Annotated in this window: 17 protein-coding genes; 9 read left to right on the forward strand and 8 right to left on the reverse strand. The window is 66.5% G+C overall.

Annotation, left to right across the window (positions count from 1 at the left end; translation table 11 throughout):
- Positions 1–134 precede the first annotated feature (134 nt).
- Positions 135–680 (reverse strand): peroxiredoxin, encoded by a 546-nt coding sequence (locus O3305_RS16185; RefSeq protein ID WP_269573449.1) that lies wholly within the window; start codon positions 678–680, stop codon positions 135–137.
- 29 nt (positions 681–709) lie between these two features.
- Positions 710–1771: a phospholipase A gene (locus O3305_RS16190; RefSeq protein WP_269573450.1), complete on the reverse strand. Its 1062-nt coding sequence runs from the start codon at positions 1769–1771 to the stop codon at positions 710–712.
- Positions 1772–1836: 65 nt separating this feature from the next.
- Between O3305_RS16190 and hisN the strand changes: the two genes are divergently transcribed.
- Positions 1837–2640: a histidinol-phosphatase gene (gene hisN / locus O3305_RS16195; protein WP_269573451.1), complete on the forward strand. Its 804-nt coding sequence runs from the start codon at positions 1837–1839 to the stop codon at positions 2638–2640.
- A 97-nt stretch (positions 2641–2737) separates the two neighbouring features.
- On the opposite strand, the gene O3305_RS16200 is transcribed toward hisN, so the two are convergent.
- Together O3305_RS16200 and O3305_RS16205 are read right to left on the reverse strand one after the other, a co-directional pair.
- Positions 2738–3187 (reverse strand): hypothetical protein, encoded by a 450-nt coding sequence (locus tag O3305_RS16200; RefSeq protein ID WP_269573452.1) that lies wholly within the window; start codon positions 3185–3187, stop codon positions 2738–2740.
- A gap of 212 nt (positions 3188–3399) precedes the next feature.
- The gene (locus O3305_RS16205; RefSeq protein ID WP_269573453.1) at positions 3400–5508 is read right to left on the reverse strand and encodes an AsmA family protein; all 2109 of its coding nucleotides are present in this window, start codon (positions 5506–5508) and stop codon (positions 3400–3402) included.
- Between the two features lie 308 nt (positions 5509–5816).
- On the opposite strand from O3305_RS16205, the gene rpmI reads away from it, so the two are divergent.
- The 6 genes from rpmI (at position 5817) to O3305_RS16235 (ending at position 11388) form a co-directional block, all read left to right on the forward strand.
- Positions 5817–6020, forward strand: coding sequence for a 50S ribosomal protein L35 (gene rpmI / locus O3305_RS16210; RefSeq protein WP_184162896.1), 204 nt, complete (start codon positions 5817–5819; stop codon positions 6018–6020).
- 14 nt (positions 6021–6034) lie between these two features.
- Positions 6035–6400: a 50S ribosomal protein L20 gene (rplT, locus tag O3305_RS16215; protein ID WP_116839693.1), complete on the forward strand. Its 366-nt coding sequence runs from the start codon at positions 6035–6037 to the stop codon at positions 6398–6400.
- Between the two features lie 186 nt (positions 6401–6586).
- Positions 6587–6904 (forward strand): GIY-YIG nuclease family protein, encoded by a 318-nt coding sequence (locus tag O3305_RS16220; protein WP_502958139.1) that lies wholly within the window; start codon positions 6587–6589, stop codon positions 6902–6904.
- Positions 6905–6942: 38 nt separating this feature from the next.
- Positions 6943–8043 (forward strand): phenylalanine--tRNA ligase subunit alpha, encoded by a 1101-nt coding sequence (gene pheS / locus O3305_RS16225; RefSeq protein ID WP_269573455.1) that lies wholly within the window; start codon positions 6943–6945, stop codon positions 8041–8043.
- Positions 8040–10451: a phenylalanine--tRNA ligase subunit beta gene (pheT, locus tag O3305_RS16230; protein ID WP_269573456.1), complete on the forward strand. Its 2412-nt coding sequence runs from the start codon at positions 8040–8042 to the stop codon at positions 10449–10451. Before pheS ends, pheT begins: the two co-directional genes overlap by 4 nt.
- A 202-nt stretch (positions 10452–10653) precedes the next feature.
- Complete coding sequence (locus O3305_RS16235; protein WP_184162884.1) at positions 10654–11388, forward strand: SDR family NAD(P)-dependent oxidoreductase; 735 nt, start codon at positions 10654–10656, stop codon at positions 11386–11388.
- A gap of 6 nt (positions 11389–11394) precedes the next feature.
- Here the strand turns inward: O3305_RS16235 and O3305_RS16240 are convergent, their stop codons facing one another.
- Both O3305_RS16240 and O3305_RS16245 read right to left on the reverse strand, forming a co-directional pair.
- On the reverse strand, positions 11395–13152 hold the full coding sequence (locus O3305_RS16240; protein WP_269573457.1) for a hypothetical protein: 1758 nt from the start codon (positions 13150–13152) through the stop codon (positions 11395–11397).
- Between the two features lie 2 nt (positions 13153–13154).
- A complete protein-coding gene (locus tag O3305_RS16245; protein WP_269573458.1) occupies positions 13155–13508 on the reverse strand; it encodes a hypothetical protein in 354 nt (117 codons plus the stop codon).
- Positions 13509–13614: 106 nt separating this feature from the next.
- Here O3305_RS16245 and O3305_RS16250 point away from each other — a divergent pair, with 106 nt between their 5' ends.
- Both O3305_RS16250 and O3305_RS16255 read left to right on the forward strand, forming a co-directional pair.
- On the forward strand, positions 13615–14481 hold the full coding sequence (locus O3305_RS16250) for an aldose 1-epimerase family protein (RefSeq protein WP_269573459.1): 867 nt from the start codon (positions 13615–13617) through the stop codon (positions 14479–14481).
- 86 nt (positions 14482–14567) lie between these two features.
- Positions 14568–16139, forward strand: coding sequence for a peptide chain release factor 3 (locus tag O3305_RS16255; protein WP_269573460.1), 1572 nt, complete (start codon positions 14568–14570; stop codon positions 16137–16139).
- Positions 16140–16276: 137 nt separating this feature from the next.
- Here O3305_RS16255 and O3305_RS16260 read toward each other — a convergent pair whose 3' ends face one another.
- Together O3305_RS16260 and O3305_RS16265 are read right to left on the reverse strand one after the other, a co-directional pair.
- A complete protein-coding gene (locus tag O3305_RS16260) occupies positions 16277–17548 on the reverse strand; it encodes a spinster family MFS transporter (protein WP_269573461.1) in 1272 nt (423 codons plus the stop codon).
- A gap of 75 nt (positions 17549–17623) precedes the next feature.
- Positions 17624–19975 carry a TonB-dependent receptor gene (locus O3305_RS16265; RefSeq protein WP_269573462.1) on the reverse strand — a complete coding sequence of 784 codons (2352 nt, stop codon included), beginning with the start codon at positions 19973–19975 and terminating at the stop codon, positions 17624–17626.
- Between the last annotated feature and the right edge of the window lie 12 nt (positions 19976–19987).

Genomic DNA, 19987 nt, shown 5'->3' on the forward strand with positions numbered 1-19987 from the left:
CTGCTTCAATGCCTCACCAGAAAATTGGTCCGACGGCATCAACCCTCAATGCCGTCTGGACACGGAATTACGGTGCAACTGCTAACATCCGGTGAGCAAAGCATGCGGAATCGTGAAAATGTCGAGGCCGCGGATCAGTGCTTGTGCGAGGCCTTGTACTTCTGGACCGCGGCGAGCGACAGGCGGATGTGATCGGCGGGGCTCATGTCCGAATGGACGAACAGCACCTTGCCGTTCGGCGCGATCACATAGGAGGTGCGGCTGGTGATCGTCGTCGGCTTGCCGTCCTTGCCGGTGAGCAGCACGTCATAGCCCTTGATGATCTCCGGGCTGGCTGCGGCGACGGCGAACTTGCCGGCGCACTTCTCGGCCGAGAAGGCCTCGAGCTTCTCGACATTGCCGGCGGTCATGCCGATCACCGTGGCGCCGGCCTTCTGGAAGTTGGGCAGTGCCTCGGCGAATGCATGGGCCTCAGCGTTGCAGCCTGCGGTGAAGGCGGCGGGGAAGAAATAGAGGACGACCGGGCCCTTCTTGAGCGCGGCCTTGAGGTTCACCGTGAAGGGCTTGCCCGCCATCGCGCCGGGCGCGGTGAAGTCGGGCGCGGCCTGGCCGGTCTGGAGCGCGGCGGTGGCCGGCATGGCGAGCGACAGGGCGGCGGCAGTGATCAGCAATTTGCGCATGGCGATCCTCCTTAGATCCTCTCCCCGGCCTACCGCGTCAGTGCGATGCCGATCCGGGCATGGGTGTCGTTCTTGCGATAGTCGTCCAGTGCCTCGCCATAGCCGGTGAAGGCCTGGCCGAAGATATAGAAGCCCACGCCCTTCGCAATCCGCGCGAGCGGGTAGGAGACGAACAATTCGGCGGCGCCCTTGCCGGTCTCGAAATTGCCGCGGCCGGTGAGCGAGAGCTTGATTCCGTCCCGCTGGCCGATCGCGGCGGTAAGGCTGGTATAGCCGAAATAGTCCTTCACGTCGGGCGCGGTGCGGATCTGGCCGACATAGAACCAGGCCTGGGGGGCGACATCGACATGCCAGTCTCCGCCCAGGTCGAAGGTCTTCTCGGCGCGGAGGTAGACGCGGTTGAGGTCGACCGAATCGAGCGCGCCGCGCCCGTTCGAATCGTGCCGGTAGCCGAGCGCGACCCTTGTGGTCTCGTCCAGGGGAATGTCGGCGTAGATCTCGGGGCTGTAGTTGGTCGAGCGGAACGGGCCCGAGGGCTGGTTCAGCGCCCAGAACATCGTCTGGGTATAGGCGAAGCGCAGGTTGCCGAGCTTGAGCGGGGCATTCTCGCTGAACGGGCGGAAGGCAAGGCTGACCTGAAGCTTGCCGCCGGCGTCTTTTAGCCCGAATGCGCCATAGACCGGCTCGTGCGGTTCGAATCGCTCGACAAAGGCGCCCGAGCTGCCCGTCGAGCTCTGCACCACGGTCTCGCCTTCGGGCATGTCGGCGGCGGCGTGCTGCTCGCTCGGCGGAACCGCGCGGCCGGCGATGCCGACCGGCACATAGCGCGCCTTGGCGAAGCCGTGCGGAGCGACCGTCGGCAGCGGACCCGGCGCGCGCTCCAGGACCAGGCGGGTGCCATCGACCGCAGTGATCTCGATCTGGCGTGGGCCGGAATCGGTGACCGGCGCTTCGCCTTCATTGACCAGGAACACCTCGACCCCGCGCAGCGCATCGGCTTCGGAAGCGGGCTGGGCGGGCACGGCGCGCAAGGTCTGCGCGGCGGCGGGGGTGGCGGCGAGGAACGCGATCGGGATCAGCAGGCGGCGCATCGGCGGGTGGAGTGACAAAGGTTTGTGACCTTGGCGAGTCAAAATCGGAACGCTAGGGCTTCCCCATGCCCGTGACCGCTGCCGATATCGCCCTTGCCGAACGCCTTGCCGATGTGGCCGGCGCCGCCATCCTGCCCTATTTCCGGGGTGCCCATGGCATGGAGGCCAAGGAGGATCAGTCCCCGGTAACCCTGGCCGATCGGGCTGCGGAAGAGGCTATGCGCAAGCTGATCATCGCCGAAAGACCCATGGACGGCGTGCAGGGGGAGGAATTCGGAACGCGGGAGGGGAGCAGCGGAAAGACCTGGGTTCTCGACCCTATCGACGGCACCCGCGCGTTCATCGCCGGCCGCCCGATCTTCGGCACGCTGATCGCGCTGATCGAGGACGGCTGGCCGCTGCTCGGCATCATCGACCAGCCGGTGACAAAAGAGCGCTGGCTCGGCGTCGCCGGCCGCCCGACGCTGTTCAACGGCAAGCCCGCCGAGGCGCGCCGCTGCCGCGACCTCAAGGACGCGATCCTCGCCACGACCAGCCCGGCCCTGTTCGACGACGACCAGCTCCACGCCTTCGAGCATCTCGACAGCGCCGTGGCGAGCGTGGTGCTGGGCGGCGACTGCTATAATTACGGCTGCGTCGCCAGCGGCTGGCTCGACATCGTCGTCGAGGCCGGCCTCAAGCTCCACGACTTCGCCGCGCTGGTGCCGATCGTCGAGGGCGCCGGCGGGCGGATGTGCGACTGGCAGGGCGATCCCCTCCACGCCGGCAGCAACGGCGAAGTGATCGCCGCCGGCGACCCGGCGCGGATCGAGGAGATCCTCGAGGCGCTGGCCTGCCGCGGGCAGGGCCATCACCACCACGACCATTGAGCGATTTCCGACGGTTGAAATAGCGGCGGGCCGAAGCCCGCTGCGGAAGCCCAGCAGGCGAAATCCTATTTTGCAAGCCGGGCAGGTCGGGGCGTGGCTATTGCTTTCCGAGCAGCCAGCGCGAACCCATCCAACGCTCGCCGTAAACGCGAACCGTGCAACGATACCGGTCCACCTGTTTCCGCCAATGCGCGGCGAGGCGGGCATTGCCGGCACTTGCGGCATCATCGCGAAGTTTGCGGATGGCCTGGCATTCGCCGAGCTGTGCGGCGCGAGCCCACCATTTGCGGCCATCGGACTGGATATCGTCGCGTTCGTCTTCGAACTGCGCGAGGGTGAGCGCGGCATCCCGGTCGCCGGCATTGGCCCGCGCTACCAGGGTTCGATATTCCGAGCGCTTGATGTTCCAGCTGAGGCAGATCGCCAATCCGGCTACCAGGCCGGTGCCGCAGAAGGGCACGGTGGACGCGCGTGCCTCGGGCGTGGCGGGTGGTATGGTGGCCAGGGCCAGGCCGGCAGTCGCGGCGAGCAGCAGGTGGATGCGCATCGTTCCCCTTCCGATGGCGGTTTGTGGGGAGAGGGTCCGGCATCGCGGAGGTGGCGTCAATCCGGTTTGCGAACCGATTTGGGTGGATGCCGCTCCCCGGCGAAGGCCGGGGTCCAGCCGCGATGTCGCTCGCGAGGTTCCGGTGCCTTCGATAGTGCGCCGGGACTGGCCCCCGCCTTCGCGGGGATGCCGGTGGTATTTCAGGGCGTTCCCTAATCCCGGCTGCGCCCGCCATTCTCCGACTTGCTCGTCGTCCCCCTGCCGACATCGTCGCGGGGCTTGCCCTTGGTGGTGCGCTGGGCGGCGGCGCGGGCGCCTTCCAGGACGGGGCCGCAGGCGGCCGCCTTGGCATCGCCGACATCGACGAACGCTATGATCGCCGCGAACGGGCTGGCGACGACGCCCAGCCCCAAGCCGACGCCGGCGCGGGCGACCAGCTCGGGCGAGATCACGTTCAGGCCCGGCCGGGCGAAATAGCCGTTCAGGCCGACCGGGGACTGGCCGGAGAACAGGCTGAACTTCTTGCTGTCGGCGCGCACCGCCAGGTCGATGCTCTCGTTGCGGAAGCTGAAGCCGCCGCGGCCGAGGATGACGTTCTTCTGCGTGTCGATCAGGATCGGATCCGCCGCGGCCACGCCGTTCCGCACGGTGAAGCCGATCAGCCCGCAATTGATCTGCACCGGCTCCTTCAATTTCTTCTCGAACATCTTCTGGACGAAGGTGCCGATATCGATCTCGGACAGCTGGACGTTGCGCGTCCATAGCGAGCCGCGCGGCAGGATGATCGCGATGCGGCCGTTCGAATTGGCAAGCGATTCGCGCACGCTGTCGCCGAGGCCGGTCATCTGCACCCGCGCCTTGACCGTGCCGCTGGTGCCGCTCTGCTGGACGCCCCAGCCGGCGAGCAACGTGCCCATCGGGGTGGGCGACAGGCGGATGTCGTAATCGGTGAAGACCGGCTGCTTGCGCGCGTTGATGCTGATGTCCGAGCTGACCGTGCCGCGCGCCATGCTGAAATTGAGCGGGCTGAGCTTGAGCAGCATGTTGTCGAGATCGAGCCCCAGCTCGATGTTCGACACCGGCATGCTCGGCGCGCGGACGTCGCGCACCGTCCAGTGGACCTTCGCGTCGAAGTTGCGAAGTGCGTCTATGCGGAGCTTCGCATCGGGCAGCAGGCGCGGCGTGCCGGAGACCTGGGTGATCGCGCCGGCGGCGCCCTTCGCCGCCAGCGTGTTCGGATTGTAGCCGATGAATGGGCCGGCATCGACGATGTCGAGCGTGTCGGTGGCGAGCTGCGCGGTGAGCAGCATGCGCGGGCGCGTCATCTTCACGGTCATCTTGCCAGCGAGGTCGGAGTCGCCGAAGCGGCCCTTGAGCCCGGTGAAGCGCCATTCGTCGCCGCGCTTGGTGAGCGCCGAGGTGAGGCGATAGGTGCGTGTGTCGGGCACGGCGATGCCCGCGAGCATGAAGACGTCCGCCAGGTTCGCCCCGCGGACATTCATGTGGAGGTCGGCGCCCTCGATCTCGGTGGCGCCGGGGAGCGTGCCCGAGACATCGACCTGGGTGCGCACCGCCTCGGCATGGAGCTTGAGCTGGTTCCTGCCGCCCGACACGGTGGCGTTGGGGGTGAGCAGCGCGCCGTTCATGACGAAGCGGGTGCCGCGCACCGTGCCGGCGCCGTCAAAGCCGATCGACGAAGCGAACTGGGTGTCCTTCGCTTCCACCGTGTGGATGCGGATCCCGGCTTCGACATGCATGCGCGGATCGATGTAGCGGATCATCGTGCCCTGGACGAGCGCGCGGCGGATGACCGGCAGGTCGAGCGGCTCGCCCTTTTCCTCGCTGAACGTCCAGCTGTTGCGCTTGCCGTCCTTGTCCCAGCGCAGGTCGATCCGGCCGTCCTCGAGGCCCAGCCAGTTGATCCGCCGGCGGCCGGTGATCAGGCCCCAGGTGGAGATGCGCGAATCGATGCGCTTCGCCTCGAAGAAATTGCCCTTGCCGGCCCAGGCGGGGTTGGAGATCGTCATCCCCTCGGCGACGAACTTCACGTTGAGCGGGTTGAAATAGAGCTGGAAGTCGCCGGCGACCTTCACCTCGCGGTGGGTCTGCTGGGCGACGATCCGCTCGAAGCTGTGCTTGAGGAAGCGGCCCTTGGTGACGAACAGGATCGTCCAGGCGAGGACGACCAGGCCGAGGAGCGTGGCGGCGACCGCGATGACGCTGGCGAGGGGCGTGCCGAGGGCACGAATCGGGCGCGCGGGCGCGTCGGCGGGCGCTGGTGCCGGGTCGGCTGCGGTTATCGGGGCTTCGCGATCGGCCATGCTGGGAGAAAGCCCGGCGATGCCAAGGGGTTCCGATTCGGGGATTTGCCGGCATCCCAGACTATCCCTCGTCATTCCCGCGAAGGCGGGAATCCATTCTGGCTGGCGGTGCGGCTCCATCCGGCTTCAGTGCCAATGGATCCCCGCCTTCGCGGGGATGACGAGGTAGGGTGGAGGGGAGTCCAGAGACTCACCTTGCGCTCTCCCGACTCTTCGGCTAGGGGCCCCGCTTTCCGCGATCGTAGGGATGCGCCGGCTGAATGGGCTGCCGCGCGTGTCCGCAATCGTCGAACTATAAGGAGACGAAAATGCCCAAGCTCAAGACGAAGAGCGGCGTAAAGAAGCGCTTCAAGTTCACCGCCACTGGCAAGGTGAAGCATGGAGTCGCCGGCAAGCGCCACCGCCTGATTTCGCACAACGCGAAGTATATCCGCCAGAACCGCGGCACCTCCGTGCTCGCCGACGCCGATGTTGCACACATCAAGGCGTGGGCGCCCTACGGTCTGAAGTAAGGAGGGCCTGACAAATGGCACGAGTTAAGCGTGGTGTAACCACCAAGGCCAAGCACAAGAACATTCTTGAGCAGGCAAAGGGCTATCGCGGTCGTCGCAAGAACACGATCCGCATCGCCCGTCAGGCCGTCGAAAAGGCCGGCCAGTACGCGTATCGCGACCGCAAGGTTAAGAAGCGGACCTTCCGTGGTCTGTGGATCCAGCGCATCAACGCCGGTGTCCGCGCCGAAGGCCTGACCTATTCGCAGTTCATGCACGGGCTGAAGCTCGCCGGCATCGAGCTGGACCGCAAGGTCCTGGCCGATATCGCCATGAACGAAGGCGAAGCCTTTACCGCCATCATCGCGCAGGCGAAGGCGGCTCTGCCCCAGGCCGCCTAAGGCGACCTGCGCGAGCACCAGAAAATGGGGCGCCGGTGGCAACACCGGCGCCCTTTTTCTTTGTGCCGCTTCTTCTTTCGTCATTCCCGCGAAGGCGGGAATCCATTTAGGCTGACGGCGGGGTTCTTTCCTCCTGTTCAGCGGCAATGGATCCCCGCCTTCGCGGGGATGACGGTGTGAGGGAGGGTGGCGGTGGAGAAATATCCGTGCGTCTACATCCTGGCGAGCGGACGGGCGGGAACGCTCTATACCGGCGTGACCTCCGACCTGGTGGGCAGGCTCTACAAGCATCGCCAGGGGATCACGAAAGGCTTCGCGCATGCGCATCATGCCTTGCGCCTGGTCTGGTACGAGATGCATGGCGACATGGAAGCCGCGATCCTGCGTGAAAAGCGGATCAAGAAATGGAATCGCGACTGGAAGTTGAACCTGATCGAGCAATCGAACCCGGAATGGGTTGACCTTGCGATCGGGCTGGGCTTCGAGCCGCTACCGAAAGTGTGAATGGATTCCCGCCTCCGCGGGAATGACGAGGTGACAAGTTGACGACCGATCTGGACCAGCTCCGCACCGACCTGCTCGGCGCGATCGATGCAGCGGCGGGGCTCGACGCCGTCGAGGCCGTGCGCGTGCATGCGCTTGGCAAGCAGGGGGCGATCACCGGCCTGCTCAAGACCCTGGGCGGGATGAGCCCCGAAGAGCGCCAGGAAACCGGCCCGCGCATCCATTCGCTGCGCGAGGCAGTGACCGAGGCATTGGCGACGCGGAAGGGCACGCTGGAGAAGGCGGCGCTCGACGCGCGCCTGGCCAGCGAGACGCTCGACATGACGCTGCCGGTCGACGGCGTGGCCGCCGGCTCGGTGCATCCGGTGAGCCAGGTGATGGACGAGCTGGCGGAGATCTTCGCCGATCTCGGCTTCGCGGTCGCCACCGGTCCCGAGATCGAGGACGACTGGCATAATTTCACCGCGCTCAACATCCCCGAGACGCATCCGGCGCGGGCGATGCACGACACTTTCTATTTCCCGCGCGAGGAAGACGGCAGCCAGAAGTATCTGCTGCGCACCCACACCTCGCCGGTGCAGATTCGCACGATGGTCAAGGACAAGCCGCCGATCCGGATCATCGCGCCGGGCCGCGTCTATCGCTCGGACAGCGATGCGACGCACACGCCGATGTTCCACCAGATCGAGGGGCTGGTGATCGACAAGGGGATCACGCTCGGCCACCTGAAATGGACGCTGGAGACCTTCCTCAAGGCGTTCTTCGAGCGCGACGACATCGTGCTGCGGCTGCGCCCGAGCTACTTCCCGTTCACCGAGCCTTCGGCCGAGGTGGACGTCGGCTTCACTTGGCAGAACGGCAAGCGCGTGATCGGCGGCGATCCGCGCAAGAGCGACAATGGCGGCTGGATGGAAGTGCTCGGCTCCGGGATGGTCCACCGCAAGGTGATCGAGAGCTGCGGCCTCGATCCGAACGAATGGCAGGGCTTCGCCTTCGGCACCGGTGTCGACCGGCTGGCGATGCTCAAATATGGGATGGACGACTTGCGCGCCTTCTTCGACGGCGATCTGCGCTGGCTCAAGCATTACGGCTTCTCGGCACTCGACGTGCCCACGCTGAGCGGGGGAGTGGGCGCATGAAGTTCACCCTGAGCTGGCTCAAGGAGCATCTCGACACCGACGCCTCGCTGACCGACATCGAGGAGGCGCTGACCCGCGTCGGCCTCGAAGTGGAAGGCGTGGAGAATCCGGGCGAGAAGCTGAACGGCTTCCGCGTCGCCAAGGTGCTGACCGCCGAGCGGCATCCCCAGGCGGACAAGCTGCAGGTGCTGACGGTGGATACCGGCGAGCAGGTGCTGCAGGTCGTCTGCGGCGCGCCCAATGCGCGCGCGGGGCTGGTCGGCGTGCTCGGGACGCCGGGCGCGGTGGTGCCGGCCAATGGCATGCAGCTGAAGGTCGCCGCGGTGCGCGGGGTCGAATCGAACGGCATGATGTGCTCGACGCGCGAGCTCGAGCTGGGCGAGGATCATGACGGGATCATCGAGCTGCCGGCCGATGCGCCGGTGGGCACGGCGTTCGCCGACTATGCCGATCTCAACGACCCGGTGTTCGACATCTCGATCACCCCGAACCGCCAGGACTGCATGGGCGTGCGCGGCATCGCGCGCGACCTGGCGGCGGCGGGGCTGGGTACGCTCAAGCCGCTCGATGCCGAGCCGGTTGCGGTTGCGGGCGCGGGGCCCGAGGTGAGGATCGAGGCGCCCGAGGGGTGCCCGGCCTATTATGGCCAGACCGTCTCGGGCGTGACCAACGGCGCGTCGCCCGAATGGATGCAGCGGCGCCTGAAGGCGATCGGCCAGCGGCCGATCTCGGCGTTGGTCGACATCACCAACTATGTGATGATCGATCTCGGCCGGCCTTTGCATGTGTACGACAAGGCCAAGCTGTCGGGCGCGCTGACCGTGCGCAAGGCGACGGCCGGCGAGCAGGTGCTGGCGCTCAACGAGAAGACCTATACGCTAGACGAGACGATCACCGTGATCGCCGACGCCAACGGCGTGCACGATATCGGCGGGATCATGGGCGGCGAGGACACCGGCGTGTCCGAAACCACCACCGACGTGGTGATCGAATGCGCCTATTTCGAGCCGGAGCATATCGCGCGGGCGGGGCAGAAGCTCAACCTGACCAGCGATGCGCGCTCGCGCTTCGAGCGGGGCGTCGATCCGCAGTTCCTCGAGGACGGCATCGCGATCGCGACGCGGCTGGTGATCCAGCTGTGCGGCGGCACGGCGAGCGAAGTGACGCGCGCCGGCACGCTGCCCAAGGTCGGCGTGACCACCGGCTATGATCCGAAGCTCGCCGAGACGCTGGGCGGGCTGGCGGTGCCGGCGGCGCGGCAGGTCGAGATCCTCGAGAGCCTGGGCTTCACGGTCCAGCCGCTCGACGGCAATGGCGATCCGGTCGAGCTGGATGCGGGCTTCGACGCGCTGCGCGTCACTGCGCCAAGCTGGCGCCGCGATGTCGACGGCCCGGCCGATCTGGTCGAGGAAGTGATCCGGATCGAGGGTATCGACAATGTGCCGTCCACGCCGCTCTCGCGGGTGCCGGGCGTGGCGAAGCCGACCGCGACGCCCGAGCAGAAGCTCGAGCGCAAGCTGCGCCGCACGGCGGCGGCGCGCGGGCTCAACGAGGCGGTGACCTGGAGCTTCGTCTCGGAGAGCGAGGCGGCGCCCTTCGGCGGCGGTGCCTGGACGCTGGCCAATCCGATCAGCGAGGACATGAAGGTCATGCGCCCGTCGCTGCTGCCGGGCCTGCTGGGTGCTGCCGAGCGCAACCTCAAGCGCGGCGCGACCTCGGTCCGCCTGTTCGAGCTGGGCCGGCGCTATCTGGCGGACGGTGAGCGGGTGACGCTCGGCGTGCTGCTGGCGGGCGCGAAGACGCCGCGCGGCTGGCAGGGTGGCAAGGCGCAGCCCTTCACCGCGTTCGATGCCAAGGCCGAGGCGCTGGCGCTGCTGGAGGCCGCCGGCGCGCCGGTGGCGAACCTGCAGGTGATGGGCGAGGCCGGCGAGGTCTGGCACCCGGGCCAGTCGGCGACGCTGCGCCTGGGGCCCAAGACGGTGCTCGCGGCATTCGGCATGGTCCACCCGAGCGTGCTCAAGGCGTTCGACCTCGACGGCGATGTCGCCGCGGTCGAGCTCTATCTCGATGCGCTGCCCGGCAAGCGCGGCGGCACCGGCTTCATGCGCACGGCCTATACGCCGCCCGCGCTGCAGGCCGTGACGCGCGACTTCGCCTTCCTGGTGCCGGCGACGCTGGCGGCAGGGGACCTGGTCCGCAGCGTCAAGGGCGCGGACAAGGCGACCATCGTCGATGCGCGGCTGTTCGACGTCTTCACCGGAACCGGCGTGCCGGAAGGTCAGAAGAGCCTGGCCATCGAAGTTACGCTCCAGCCGGGCGAGAAGAGCTTCACCGACGAGGAGCTGAAGGCGGTCGCCGACAAGGTGGTCGCCGCCGCGGCCAAGCAGGGCGCGGTGCTGCGGGGCTGACCGGCACTTCCCTTGACGGGAGGATGGAGTACCAATCTCGTCATGCTGAACTCGTTTCAGCATCCAATGCGCCGCGAGCGATATCGCTCGTGGAGAGTTGGACCCTGAAACAAGCTCAGGGTGACGGATTGGGGCGAGAGCCGGTTGCCTTGCCGCTTCGCGCGCCGCATAGCCGCGGCACCGCAGCACAAGGAGCCAGCCCATGCCAACCGCACTCATCACCGGCGCCACTTCGGGGATTGGCGAGGCCTGCGTGCTGGCCTTTGCCGATGCGGGGTGGAATGTCGTCGCGACCGGGCGGCGGGCGGAGCGGCTGGCGCCGCTGGAGCGCGACAATGTCCGCACCCTCGCCTTCGACATCCGCGACGAGGAAGCCCGCGACGCGGCGCTGGACTCGCTGCCCGAGGGCTTCCGCGAATTCGACCTGCTGGTGAACAATGCCGGGCTGGCGCTGGGCCTCGAGCCCGCGCAGGCGGCGTCGCTCACCAAGTGGAAGACGATGATCGACACGAACGTGACCGCGCTCGTCTCGATCACCCACAAGCTGCTGCCGATGCTGGTGGCGCGCAAGGGCGCGATCATCAACCTGTCGTCGGTGGCGGCGACCTATCCCTATCCGGGCGGCAATGTGTACGCGGCGACCAAGGCGTTCGTCCGCCAGCTGAGCCTCGACCTGCGCGCCGACCTGCACGGCACCGGGGTGCGCGTCACCTCGATCGAGCCCGGCATGGTCGAGACCGAGTTCACCCTGGTGCGCACCGGCAGCCAGGAAACCTCGGACAAGCTCTATGGCGGCGTGAACCCGATGACCGCCGAGGACATCGCCGAGACGATCCTGTGGGTGGCGACGCTGCCGCCGCACCTGAACATCAACAGCCTCGAGCTGATGCCGGTCAACCAGAGCTGGCAGGCCTTCGCGATCCACCGCGAGGGCTGAGCGCGCTCACGCCATCAAGGGCCGGATCTCGTCATAGGCGGCGCTGGATATCACCCAGGGCGACCAGTCGCGAACAAAGGTGAAATAGGCGAAGTCATGATCCCCGAGCGTGGTGATCATGTGCCGGGCGAGCCCCGGCCATCGCCGTAGCGTCCAGGGGTTTATCGCCACGCCTTCCGGGCGCGTGAGCGGGACGGAGGACATGTCGCATTTCAGCCGGTCGGTGCCGTAGTAATAGTAGAAAACCTCCACCGGCAGCGTCTCGTCCGGAAAGGCGAAGCTCGGATATATCTCGATTTCTATCTGGAAATCATTCGTCAGCCGCTGCTGGGCGAAGAGCAGTTCGGGCCCGATGAGCGTCCTGAGCCGGCGTCCGTTCATGAGAAGCTTGGCGGTGGGGGCGTAGAAGTCCATCACCGAGTACCAGACCGAGGGGTTGGCAAATCCCAGCCGGTCCGGCGCTGCGCCTGCCGCCTGATGCGTCGGCGCGCAGGCCCACCACCATTTGCGATAGGGAAGGTCCTGGCCGCCCGCCGTTCCCTTCTCATGATCATAGCCCATGATGAGATGGTAGCCGGGCGGCGGATCGCCGAGATCTCCGCCGCTTGCCGCCATCACGTAATTCGGTTGCAGGCGATCGGCGAGATCCGAGGTGAATCTTGCCGAGAAGATGAACTTGCCGGGGTCTTCGCGAAATTCCTCGAGCATGCGTTCGCGCAGGCCGAGATAGTCCTCCAACATCGTCTCGAGCGCCGGCGGGATGTTTCCCCGCATCTTGTCGACGGTCTGCGCACGGAACAGGGCAAGATCCCTGGCGATGGCCCCCTCGATGCTTTCGCCAAATATGGTGCGGCACGCCTGATCGACGAGTTCCCAGCAATCCTCGGGCGTGAGCGGCGGCGCGCCGGGTTGCGGCAGCTTGCCGGATTGGGTGAGTTCCACCGAGATCGCGGCAAAGCGTTCCGCCGGGTAGGAGGTGGCCGCATAGCCGGGGGCAGAGGCGCCGAAATAGTCGGTCTGCAGCGATGCGAACAGGATGCATTCGAGCAGCGACGGGTCGATCGTGATCGCATCCTCGGCCGTGACATCTCCCTGCACCACCCCCAGCCGCCCGGCGGTTTCGATCAGCGAGAGATATTTGGCGGCGAATTGCCCGGCATCGAACAGCGAGCCGTAGAATCGCCGCATGCCCTCCTCGCCGAAATAGGTGCCGACAAAATCGAGCTGTGCCAGGAAGGCCATGCATTCGAGCTGTGCCTCGCCGCCCAGCTCGAGCCTCCCGAAGCGCGTCTGTTCCTGCGCCCGGTCCCTCTCGATCATCTTTCGCCGACGGGTCAGTACCGATGCCAGGGTGGCTAAGTGGGCGGATGGGTTCTCGACCTTCGCGACCGCGCTGCGAACGGGATCGGCATAGATTTCGAGGGGGACATGGATCTTCCCCGCCTCCTGCCCCTCGCGAAGGATGAGGGGCATGTTCGCGTACATTTCGACGAACTGGCGGAAGCGGAACGCGCCGTAATTGCTGAACACGAAATCGAGGAAATGGCGCTTCTCGTGCCAGATCGCCGACACCATCTGCAGGCCGCGGTTGAAGGTCCTGTCGTCGTCGATGGATGCCAGAATGGCGATCGCCTCGTCGGACCTGCCCTGGGTGACCGCGGCGACCGCCTGCTGGATCGGCCCGCCGCCATCCAGTCCGCCGATCAGCTGGGCGTCGTACAACAACGACATCGTGGCCGGATCGAACTGGATGATGGGGAGCATGGCTAGCCGCCGATCTGGCTGATGTCAGTATCGGGCGTCAGCCTGGTGATCCGGGCCTGGCTTTGGGTATCGTTGACGATCACCGCGGTCTCGCCGCCGCCCTTTGGCTCGCTGCGCTTGAGCAGCGCCTTTACCGCGGCGAGGAAGCCGACGACCGAGGTGCCGGCTCCCATCATGATCGTGACGACTTCGCAGACCTGGCGGATCTCGTCGACGCCGAACGGCGCGTCCAGCGCGTCGCTGATCGATTCGGTCAGCATCGGCTCGGAGGCGGCATGGCCCTCCTGCCGTGCAAGCGCCGCGATCGCCGCGATCAGCGCGGGATCGCCGATGACATCGATTGTCTGACTGTTCATGGTGTCTCCTCCCGGGCGGCCTGGCCTTCAGGCTGCCCCCTCTTGCCCCTGTGTCGCCGGATTATAGTATCCGCCGCCGTCTTCCCCATGATCTATTAGGTCCAGAATGATCTCTATTCAGTCCGAGTCCCTGTCCGCCGCGATCAATCCGTTCGGCGCCGAGCTCTCCTCGCTGCGGGATGCGGATGGCCGCGAGCTGATGACCGATGCGGATCCCGCCTTCTGGAGCGGACGGGCGCCGTTGCTCTTCCCGATCGTCGGGCGGCTGATGGACGACAAATATCGGTTGGACGGCAAGGAATACACGCTGCCCCAGCACGGCTTCGCCCGTAAGCAGGATTTCGCGCTGGTCGAGCAGGCGCCGGACCGGGCGGTGTTCCGGCTGGTCGACAATGCGGAGACGCGCGCGGTCTACCCGTTCGCCTTCGCGCTCGATGCGGCGTTCACGCTGATCGACGCTTCGCTGCTGATGGAGATCACGGTGACCAACACCGGTGATGTCGATATGCCGGCGAGCTTCGGCTTCCACCCTGCCTTTGCCTGGCCGCTGCCCTATGGCTCGAGCAAGGAGGAGCACCAGATCGTCTTCGCCGACGAGGAGCCCGGCGAACTGGCGGCGATCGTCAAGGGCGGCTGGATGGACGCCGACAGCTGGGAGAGCCCGGTCGAGGACCGGATGCTCGAGCTGTATGACGAGCTGTTCGAGCGCGATGCGCTGGTGTGGAATCCGGTGCGCAGCCAGTCGCTCAGCTATGGCGCGCTGGGCGGGCCGCAGCTGGTCTGCGATTTCCCCGATACGCCGGCGCTGGGGCTGTGGATGAAGCCGGGCGCGCGCTATCTGTGCATCGAGCCCTGGCACGGCATCGCCGATCCGTACGGCTTCACCGGCGAGATCTGGGACAAGCCGCTGATGCTGCGCTTCGCGCCGGGCGAGGCGCGGACCTTCACGATGCGGGTTTCGCTCCGGGTCTAGGGCGGATCGCCTGGGGGAGCAGTTTAGTACAGGTGCGAGAAATCGCAGGCGTTGCCGAGAGGCTGCGCGACGACTAGAGGGCCGCGATGCCTTCTCCCTCCGACCGCCGTACCTTCGCGATCATCTCGCACCCTGACGCGGGCAAGACCACGCTCACCGAAAAGCTGCTGCTGTTCGGTGGCGCGATCCATCTCGCCGGCGAAGTGAAGGCGCGCGGCCAGGCGCGGCGTGCGCGCTCGGACTGGATGAAGATCGAGCAGCAGCGCGGCATCTCGGTGACGTCGAGCGTGATGACGTTCGAGCGGAACGGGGTGACCTTCAACCTGCTCGACACGCCAGGCCACGAGGACTTCTCGGAAGATACCTATCGCACGCTCACCGCGGTCGATTCGGCGGTGATGGTGATCGACGTCGCCAAGGGCATCGAGAGCCAGACCCGGAAATTGTTCGAGGTCTGCCGGCTGCGTAACGTGCCGATCATCACCTTCGTCAACAAGGTCGACCGCGAAGGCCGCCACGTGTTCGAGACGCTCGACGAGATCGCCGACCTGCTCGCGCTCGACGTGTGCCCGATGACCTGGCCGGTCGGCATGGGCGGTACCTTCGAGGGGATCTTCGACCTCGCCACCAACCGCCTGCTGCTGCCCGAGGGCGACAGCCGCGAGTTCCATGGCAAGGTGGTGCAGACCTCGGGGCTCGACGATCCGCAGCTCGACCAGATCATCTCGCCCGAGAACCTCGCCAAGCTGCGCGAGGATGTCGAGCTGGCCCAGGCGGGCTATCCGGCGTTCGACGGCGAGGCCTATCGCCACGGCGACCTGACCCCGGTCTATTTCGGCTCGGCGCTCAAGGAGTTCGGCGTCGATTCGCTGATCGAGGCGATCGCGACGCACGCCCCGCCGCCGCACGCGCTGCCGGCCGAGCCGGCGCCGGTCGCGCCCGATGCGGGCCAGGTCACCGGTTTCGTGTTCAAGGTCCAGGCGAACATGGACCCCAACCACCGCGACCGCATCGCGTTCATGCGGCTGGTCTCGGGCACCTTCAAGCGCGGCATGAAGCTGACGCCGACCGGGCATGGCAAGCCGATCGCGATCCACTCGCCGATCCTGTTCTTCGCGCAGCAGCGTGAACTGGCCGACGAGGCGTTCCCGGGCGACATCATCGGCATCCCCAACCATGGCGTGCTGCGCGTGGGCGACACGCTGAGCGAGAAGGCGGATGTGCGCTTCACCGGGCTGCCGAACTTCGCGCCGGAAATCCTGCGCCGCGTCGCCCTGAAGGACCCGACCAAGACCAAGCAGCTGCGCAAGGCGCTGGACGACATGGCCGAGGAAGGCGTGACCCAGGTCTTCTATCCGGAGATCGGCTCGAACTGGATCATCGGCGTGGTCGGCCAGCTGCAGCTCGACGTGCTGATCTCGCGGCTCGATGCCGAGTACAAGGTGGCGGCGGGGCTGGAGATGGCTCCGTTCGAGACGGCGCGGTGGATCTCGGCCGAGGATCCCAAGGACCTGGCGGAGTTCATGAGCCTGAACCGGGGCGCCATGGCCAAGGACCGCGACGACAATCCGGTGTTCATGGCCAAGTCGAGCTGGGAGGTCGGCTATGTTGCCGATCGCTATCCCAGGGTGAAGTTCGCGGCGACACGCGAGCGCTGAGCGCAGACCCGAGGGGTGGCCGGGCGGTCCCATCCCCGCCCGGCCGTCCCGGTAAGGCTTCCCCTCGGAACGCGCGTTGCTTTTCGCCGATTTGCGACTCGTTCGCGATTCAGGAAAGCGCCGAGTCGGGAAACTACCTAGGCCGTCTGCTCCACCCAGCCGCTGCGGACATGCTTGGCCGCGAACAGCGCGAGGATGCCGGCGAGCACGTAGAAGCCGAGGCAGAACACCGCGCCGTAGCGCAGCGCCTCGGCGCCGTAGCTGGCCTTCAGCTCTTCGCCGAGGAAGCCCATCAGCAGCGGGCCGAGGCCCATGCCGATCAGGTTGTTGATCATCAGGAAGCTGCCCGACGCGGTGGCGCGCATGTGCTGCGGCACCATGTGCTGCACGGCGGTGGTTACCGGGCCGAGCCACAGGATGTTGAGCCCGTTGGGAATCACCAGCAGCGGCCAGGCGATCCAGGGGTTGGAGGTGAGGAAGCCGATCGCGAACAGCGGCGCGGTGATCAGCCAGGCGATCGCGGGCAGCCAAGCGTACCAGGCGCGGTCGCCCTTGCCGAGCCGGTCGGCGAACCAGCCGCCGGCGAACACGCCCGCGGTGCCGCCGATCAGCAGCAGCGAGGCCATGAACTGGCCGGTGGTCACCAGGTCGAAGCCGAAATTGCCCATCAGCACCAGCGGCGTCCACAGCGCCAGGCCATAGCCGCACAGCGAGCTGCACGAGGCGCCGAAGGCGAGCAGCCAGAAGGCGGGCTTGCCGGCGAGGATGCCGAACACCGCGCTCACCGGGGCGGCGTCGCCCCTGGCGACGGCGGGCCGGGGCACGTCGCGGACCACCCAGCGGAATATCGGCGCGATCAGGATGCCGATCACGCCCATGGTGATGAACGCCGCGCGCCAGTCGACCAGGGCGGCGATATAGGCGCCGAGCAGGGTGCCGAGCGCCAGGCCGATCGGGATGCCGAGCGAATAGATGGCGAGCGCGCGCGCGCGCTTCTCGGGCGGGAAGTAATCGGCGATCACCGCATAGGAAGGCGCGACGCCGCCTGCCTCGCCGACGCCGACACCGAGGCGGAACAGGAAGAGCTGCCAATAGCCGGTGGCGACCCCGCACAGCCCGGTGAACAGGCTCCACACTGCCAGCGCCCCGGCGATCACCCCCGAACGGCTGGTGCGGTCGGCGAGATAGGCGAGCGGCACGCCGAGCACCGAATAGAGCACCGCGAAGGCGAGCCCGCCGATCGCGCCGAATTCGGTGCGGGTGAGGTGCAGGTCCTCCATGATCGGCTTGGCGAGGATGCCGAGGATCTGCCGATCGAGGAAGTTGAAGGTGTAGACGAGCAGGAGCATCGCCAGCACCACGCCGCGATAGCCGGGGCGGGTCGCGGGGTTTGAAGCGGAAGCGTTCATGGCCGTACCTCGACATCAAAAGAGCCGGACGTCAAGGGACGCCCGGCTCGGTAATTTAGGTGCAGTGCACCATACTCAGAATTTGAGGCTGAACGACCCGAAGATCTGGCGCGGATTGCCGTAGAAGGCCGTGGCGACGCCTTCCTTGCCCAGGGTCGGCGTGTAGCCGCCCGCCGGGGTCAGGATCGGCGTGCCGTCGATCCGGCTGCTGATATACTGATAGCCGGCGGTCTTGTAGTGGACATTGGTCAGGTTCTTGCCGTGGATGCCGATCGAATAGCGCCCGTCGCCGAAGGTGTAGACGAGGTGCGCGTCGAGCAGCGTGTAGCCCGGCTGGTCGAGGAACGGGCTGGCCGTCTCGAACTGGTGGGTCAGGCCGCGATAGGACACGGTGGTGGTCGCCGAGAGATCGCCGCTCGCCACCGGCAGCGTGGCGCCGAGCGTGCCGGCCAGCGTCCAGTCCGGCGTGTTCTGGAAGACGCGGACCGCCGAGACATCGACGCCGGTCGGGCCGATGAAGCGCTTGTACTTGGCGTCGATATAGCCGAGCGCGCCGTTGAAGAAGAAGCTCGAGCCCGGGCCGGCAAAGCCGCGCGCCAGCACGGCGTTGGTCTCGAGCTCGATGCCCTTGATGTCGGCCTTCGCCGCGTTGGTGGTGATGCCGCAGAAGCTCTGGACGTTGTTGATCAGGCAGCCGACCGAGCCCGGGATCTGGACGTTGGAATAGTCCGAATAGAAGCCGGCGAGCGACCAGTTCAGGCGACGATCGAACGCCGCGCCCTTCCAGCCCACTTCATAGCTCTTCACCGTTTCCGGATCGAAGGAGAGATAGTTGTAGATGTCGAGATAGGTGCGCCCGGCCGAGGGATTGCTGATCGGTGCCGAGGTGCCCGAGCCGCGCGGATCGAAGCCGCCGCCCTTGAAGCCTTCCGAATAGGAGGCATAGACCATGTGGTCCGCGCTCGGCTTGAAGCTGAGCGTCGCGCGCGGGGTGAAGCGCTTGAAATTGGCGGTGCCGCGGAAATCGGTGGAAGGCGCACCCACCGGCACCGGGGTGCCGCCGAAATCCGGGGTCAGGCCGAGATAGCTCGCCTTGAAGACATAGCTCTTGCGCTGATCCCAGGTGTAGCGGCCGCCGAGCGTCAGGCTCAGCTGCGGGGTGAAGTCGAAGGTGAAGTCGCCATAGATCGAGCTGGTCTCGGTGCGCACATCACCGGCGGTATAGGCGTTGAAGCCCGGCAGCGTGGTCGACAGCAGCACGCCGAAGCCCGTCGTCGCCTTGGCGCCCAGATAGTAGAAGCCGACAATGCCGTTGAGCTTATCGCCATGGATCAGCGCCTGGAATTCCTGGCTGGTCTGGTTGTTCTTGTAATAGGCGGGCACGTCGACATCGACCGACGGGGTCGAATCGAAGTCGATCGGCGTCCAGGAGGTGTCCTCGCGGTACGCGCTGATGCTGCGCAGCGTGATGTGGTCGCTCACATCGGCGTTGATCGTCATCGAGATGCCGCCGGCCTCGACATCGTTCTTCGGGTTCGCGAGGCCCGCATTGGTGTCATAGACATTGGACAGCACCGGCGAGCCGGTGAGCAGGCCGGCGAACAGGCGGTGGCCGTTGCGCGCGTTCGACTTGTCATGGGTATAGTCGCCGGTGATGCGGATCGACATGCGGCTGTCCGGCGTCTCGAACTCGAGCGTGCCGCGCGCGGCCCAGACATTCTTGTTGTAGTTCTCGATATGGAGATTGCGGTTCTCTCCGAAGCCATCGCGGGTGAGGCGGGCGCCGGAGAAACCGATCTTGAACATCGAGCCGATCGGGGTCGATGCGCTGACGATCACATCGGCCTGGTTGTACGAGCCGTAATTGCCGCGCACCGACACCGTCGGGCGATCGTCGAGCTTCTTGGTGACATATTTCACCGCGCCGCCGATCGTGTTGCGACCATAGAGCGTGCCCTGCGGGCCGCGCAGCACTTCGATCCGCTCCACGTCATAGATGTCGAGCACCGATGCCTGGGGGCGGTTGAGATAGACGTCGTCGAGATAGATGCCGATGCCGGCCTCGAAGCCCGGGACCGGATCCTGCTGGCCGACGCCGCGGATGAAGGCGGCAAGCGTCGAGTTGGTGCCGCGCGCATCCTTCAGCGTGGTGTTCGGCGACGCGATCTGGAGATCGGTGAGATCCACCGCACCGGCCTGGTCGAGCTGGGCCGAGGTGAGCGCGGTGACCGCGGTCGGCACGTCGAGCAGCTTCTCCTCGCGGCGGCGGGCCGTGACGACGATTTCGCCGGTATTGTCGAGTGCGCTATCCTGCGCCTCGGGCGCGGCCGGCGCGGCAGCTTCCTGCGCGAAGGCGGAATTGGTGGTGAGTGCGGCGAGCGCAGCGCCCGCGAACAGAATCGAACGGGCACAATTCAGGCGTGACATCCAGACTTCCTC

Source organism: Sphingomonas sp. NIBR02145, from assembly GCF_027359115.1.
Classification (GTDB): domain Bacteria; phylum Pseudomonadota; class Alphaproteobacteria; order Sphingomonadales; family Sphingomonadaceae; genus Sphingomonas; species Sphingomonas kyeonggiensis_A.

Excerpts from the sequence above, each read along its gene's own strand:
- O3305_RS16185 (WP_269573449.1), bottom strand. The coding sequence starts at position 680 with ATGCGCAAATTGCTGATCACTGCCGCCGCCCTGTCGCTCGCCATGCCG.
- O3305_RS16190 (WP_269573450.1), bottom strand. The coding sequence starts at position 1,771 with ATGCGCCGCCTGCTGATCCCGATCGCGTTCCTCGCCGCCACCCCCGCC.
- hisN (WP_269573451.1), top strand. The coding sequence starts at position 1,837 with ATGCCCGTGACCGCTGCCGATATCGCCCTTGCCGAACGCCTTGCCGAT.
- O3305_RS16200 (WP_269573452.1), bottom strand. The coding sequence starts at position 3,187 with ATGCGCATCCACCTGCTGCTCGCCGCGACTGCCGGCCTGGCCCTGGCC.
- O3305_RS16205 (WP_269573453.1), bottom strand. The coding sequence starts at position 5,508 with ATGGCCGATCGCGAAGCCCCGATAACCGCAGCCGACCCGGCACCAGCG.
- rpmI (WP_184162896.1), top strand. The coding sequence starts at position 5,817 with ATGCCCAAGCTCAAGACGAAGAGCGGCGTAAAGAAGCGCTTCAAGTTC.
- rplT (WP_116839693.1), top strand. The coding sequence starts at position 6,035 with ATGGCACGAGTTAAGCGTGGTGTAACCACCAAGGCCAAGCACAAGAAC.
- pheT (WP_269573456.1), top strand. The coding sequence starts at position 8,040 with ATGAAGTTCACCCTGAGCTGGCTCAAGGAGCATCTCGACACCGACGCC.
- O3305_RS16235 (WP_184162884.1), top strand. The coding sequence starts at position 10,654 with ATGCCAACCGCACTCATCACCGGCGCCACTTCGGGGATTGGCGAGGCC.
- O3305_RS16240 (WP_269573457.1), bottom strand. The coding sequence starts at position 13,152 with ATGCTCCCCATCATCCAGTTCGATCCGGCCACGATGTCGTTGTTGTAC.
- O3305_RS16245 (WP_269573458.1), bottom strand. The coding sequence starts at position 13,508 with ATGAACAGTCAGACAATCGATGTCATCGGCGATCCCGCGCTGATCGCG.
- O3305_RS16250 (WP_269573459.1), top strand. The coding sequence starts at position 13,615 with ATGATCTCTATTCAGTCCGAGTCCCTGTCCGCCGCGATCAATCCGTTC.
- O3305_RS16255 (WP_269573460.1), top strand. The coding sequence starts at position 14,568 with ATGCCTTCTCCCTCCGACCGCCGTACCTTCGCGATCATCTCGCACCCT.
- O3305_RS16260 (WP_269573461.1), bottom strand. The coding sequence starts at position 17,548 with ATGAACGCTTCCGCTTCAAACCCCGCGACCCGCCCCGGCTATCGCGGC.
- O3305_RS16265 (WP_269573462.1), bottom strand. The coding sequence starts at position 19,975 with ATGTCACGCCTGAATTGTGCCCGTTCGATTCTGTTCGCGGGCGCTGCG.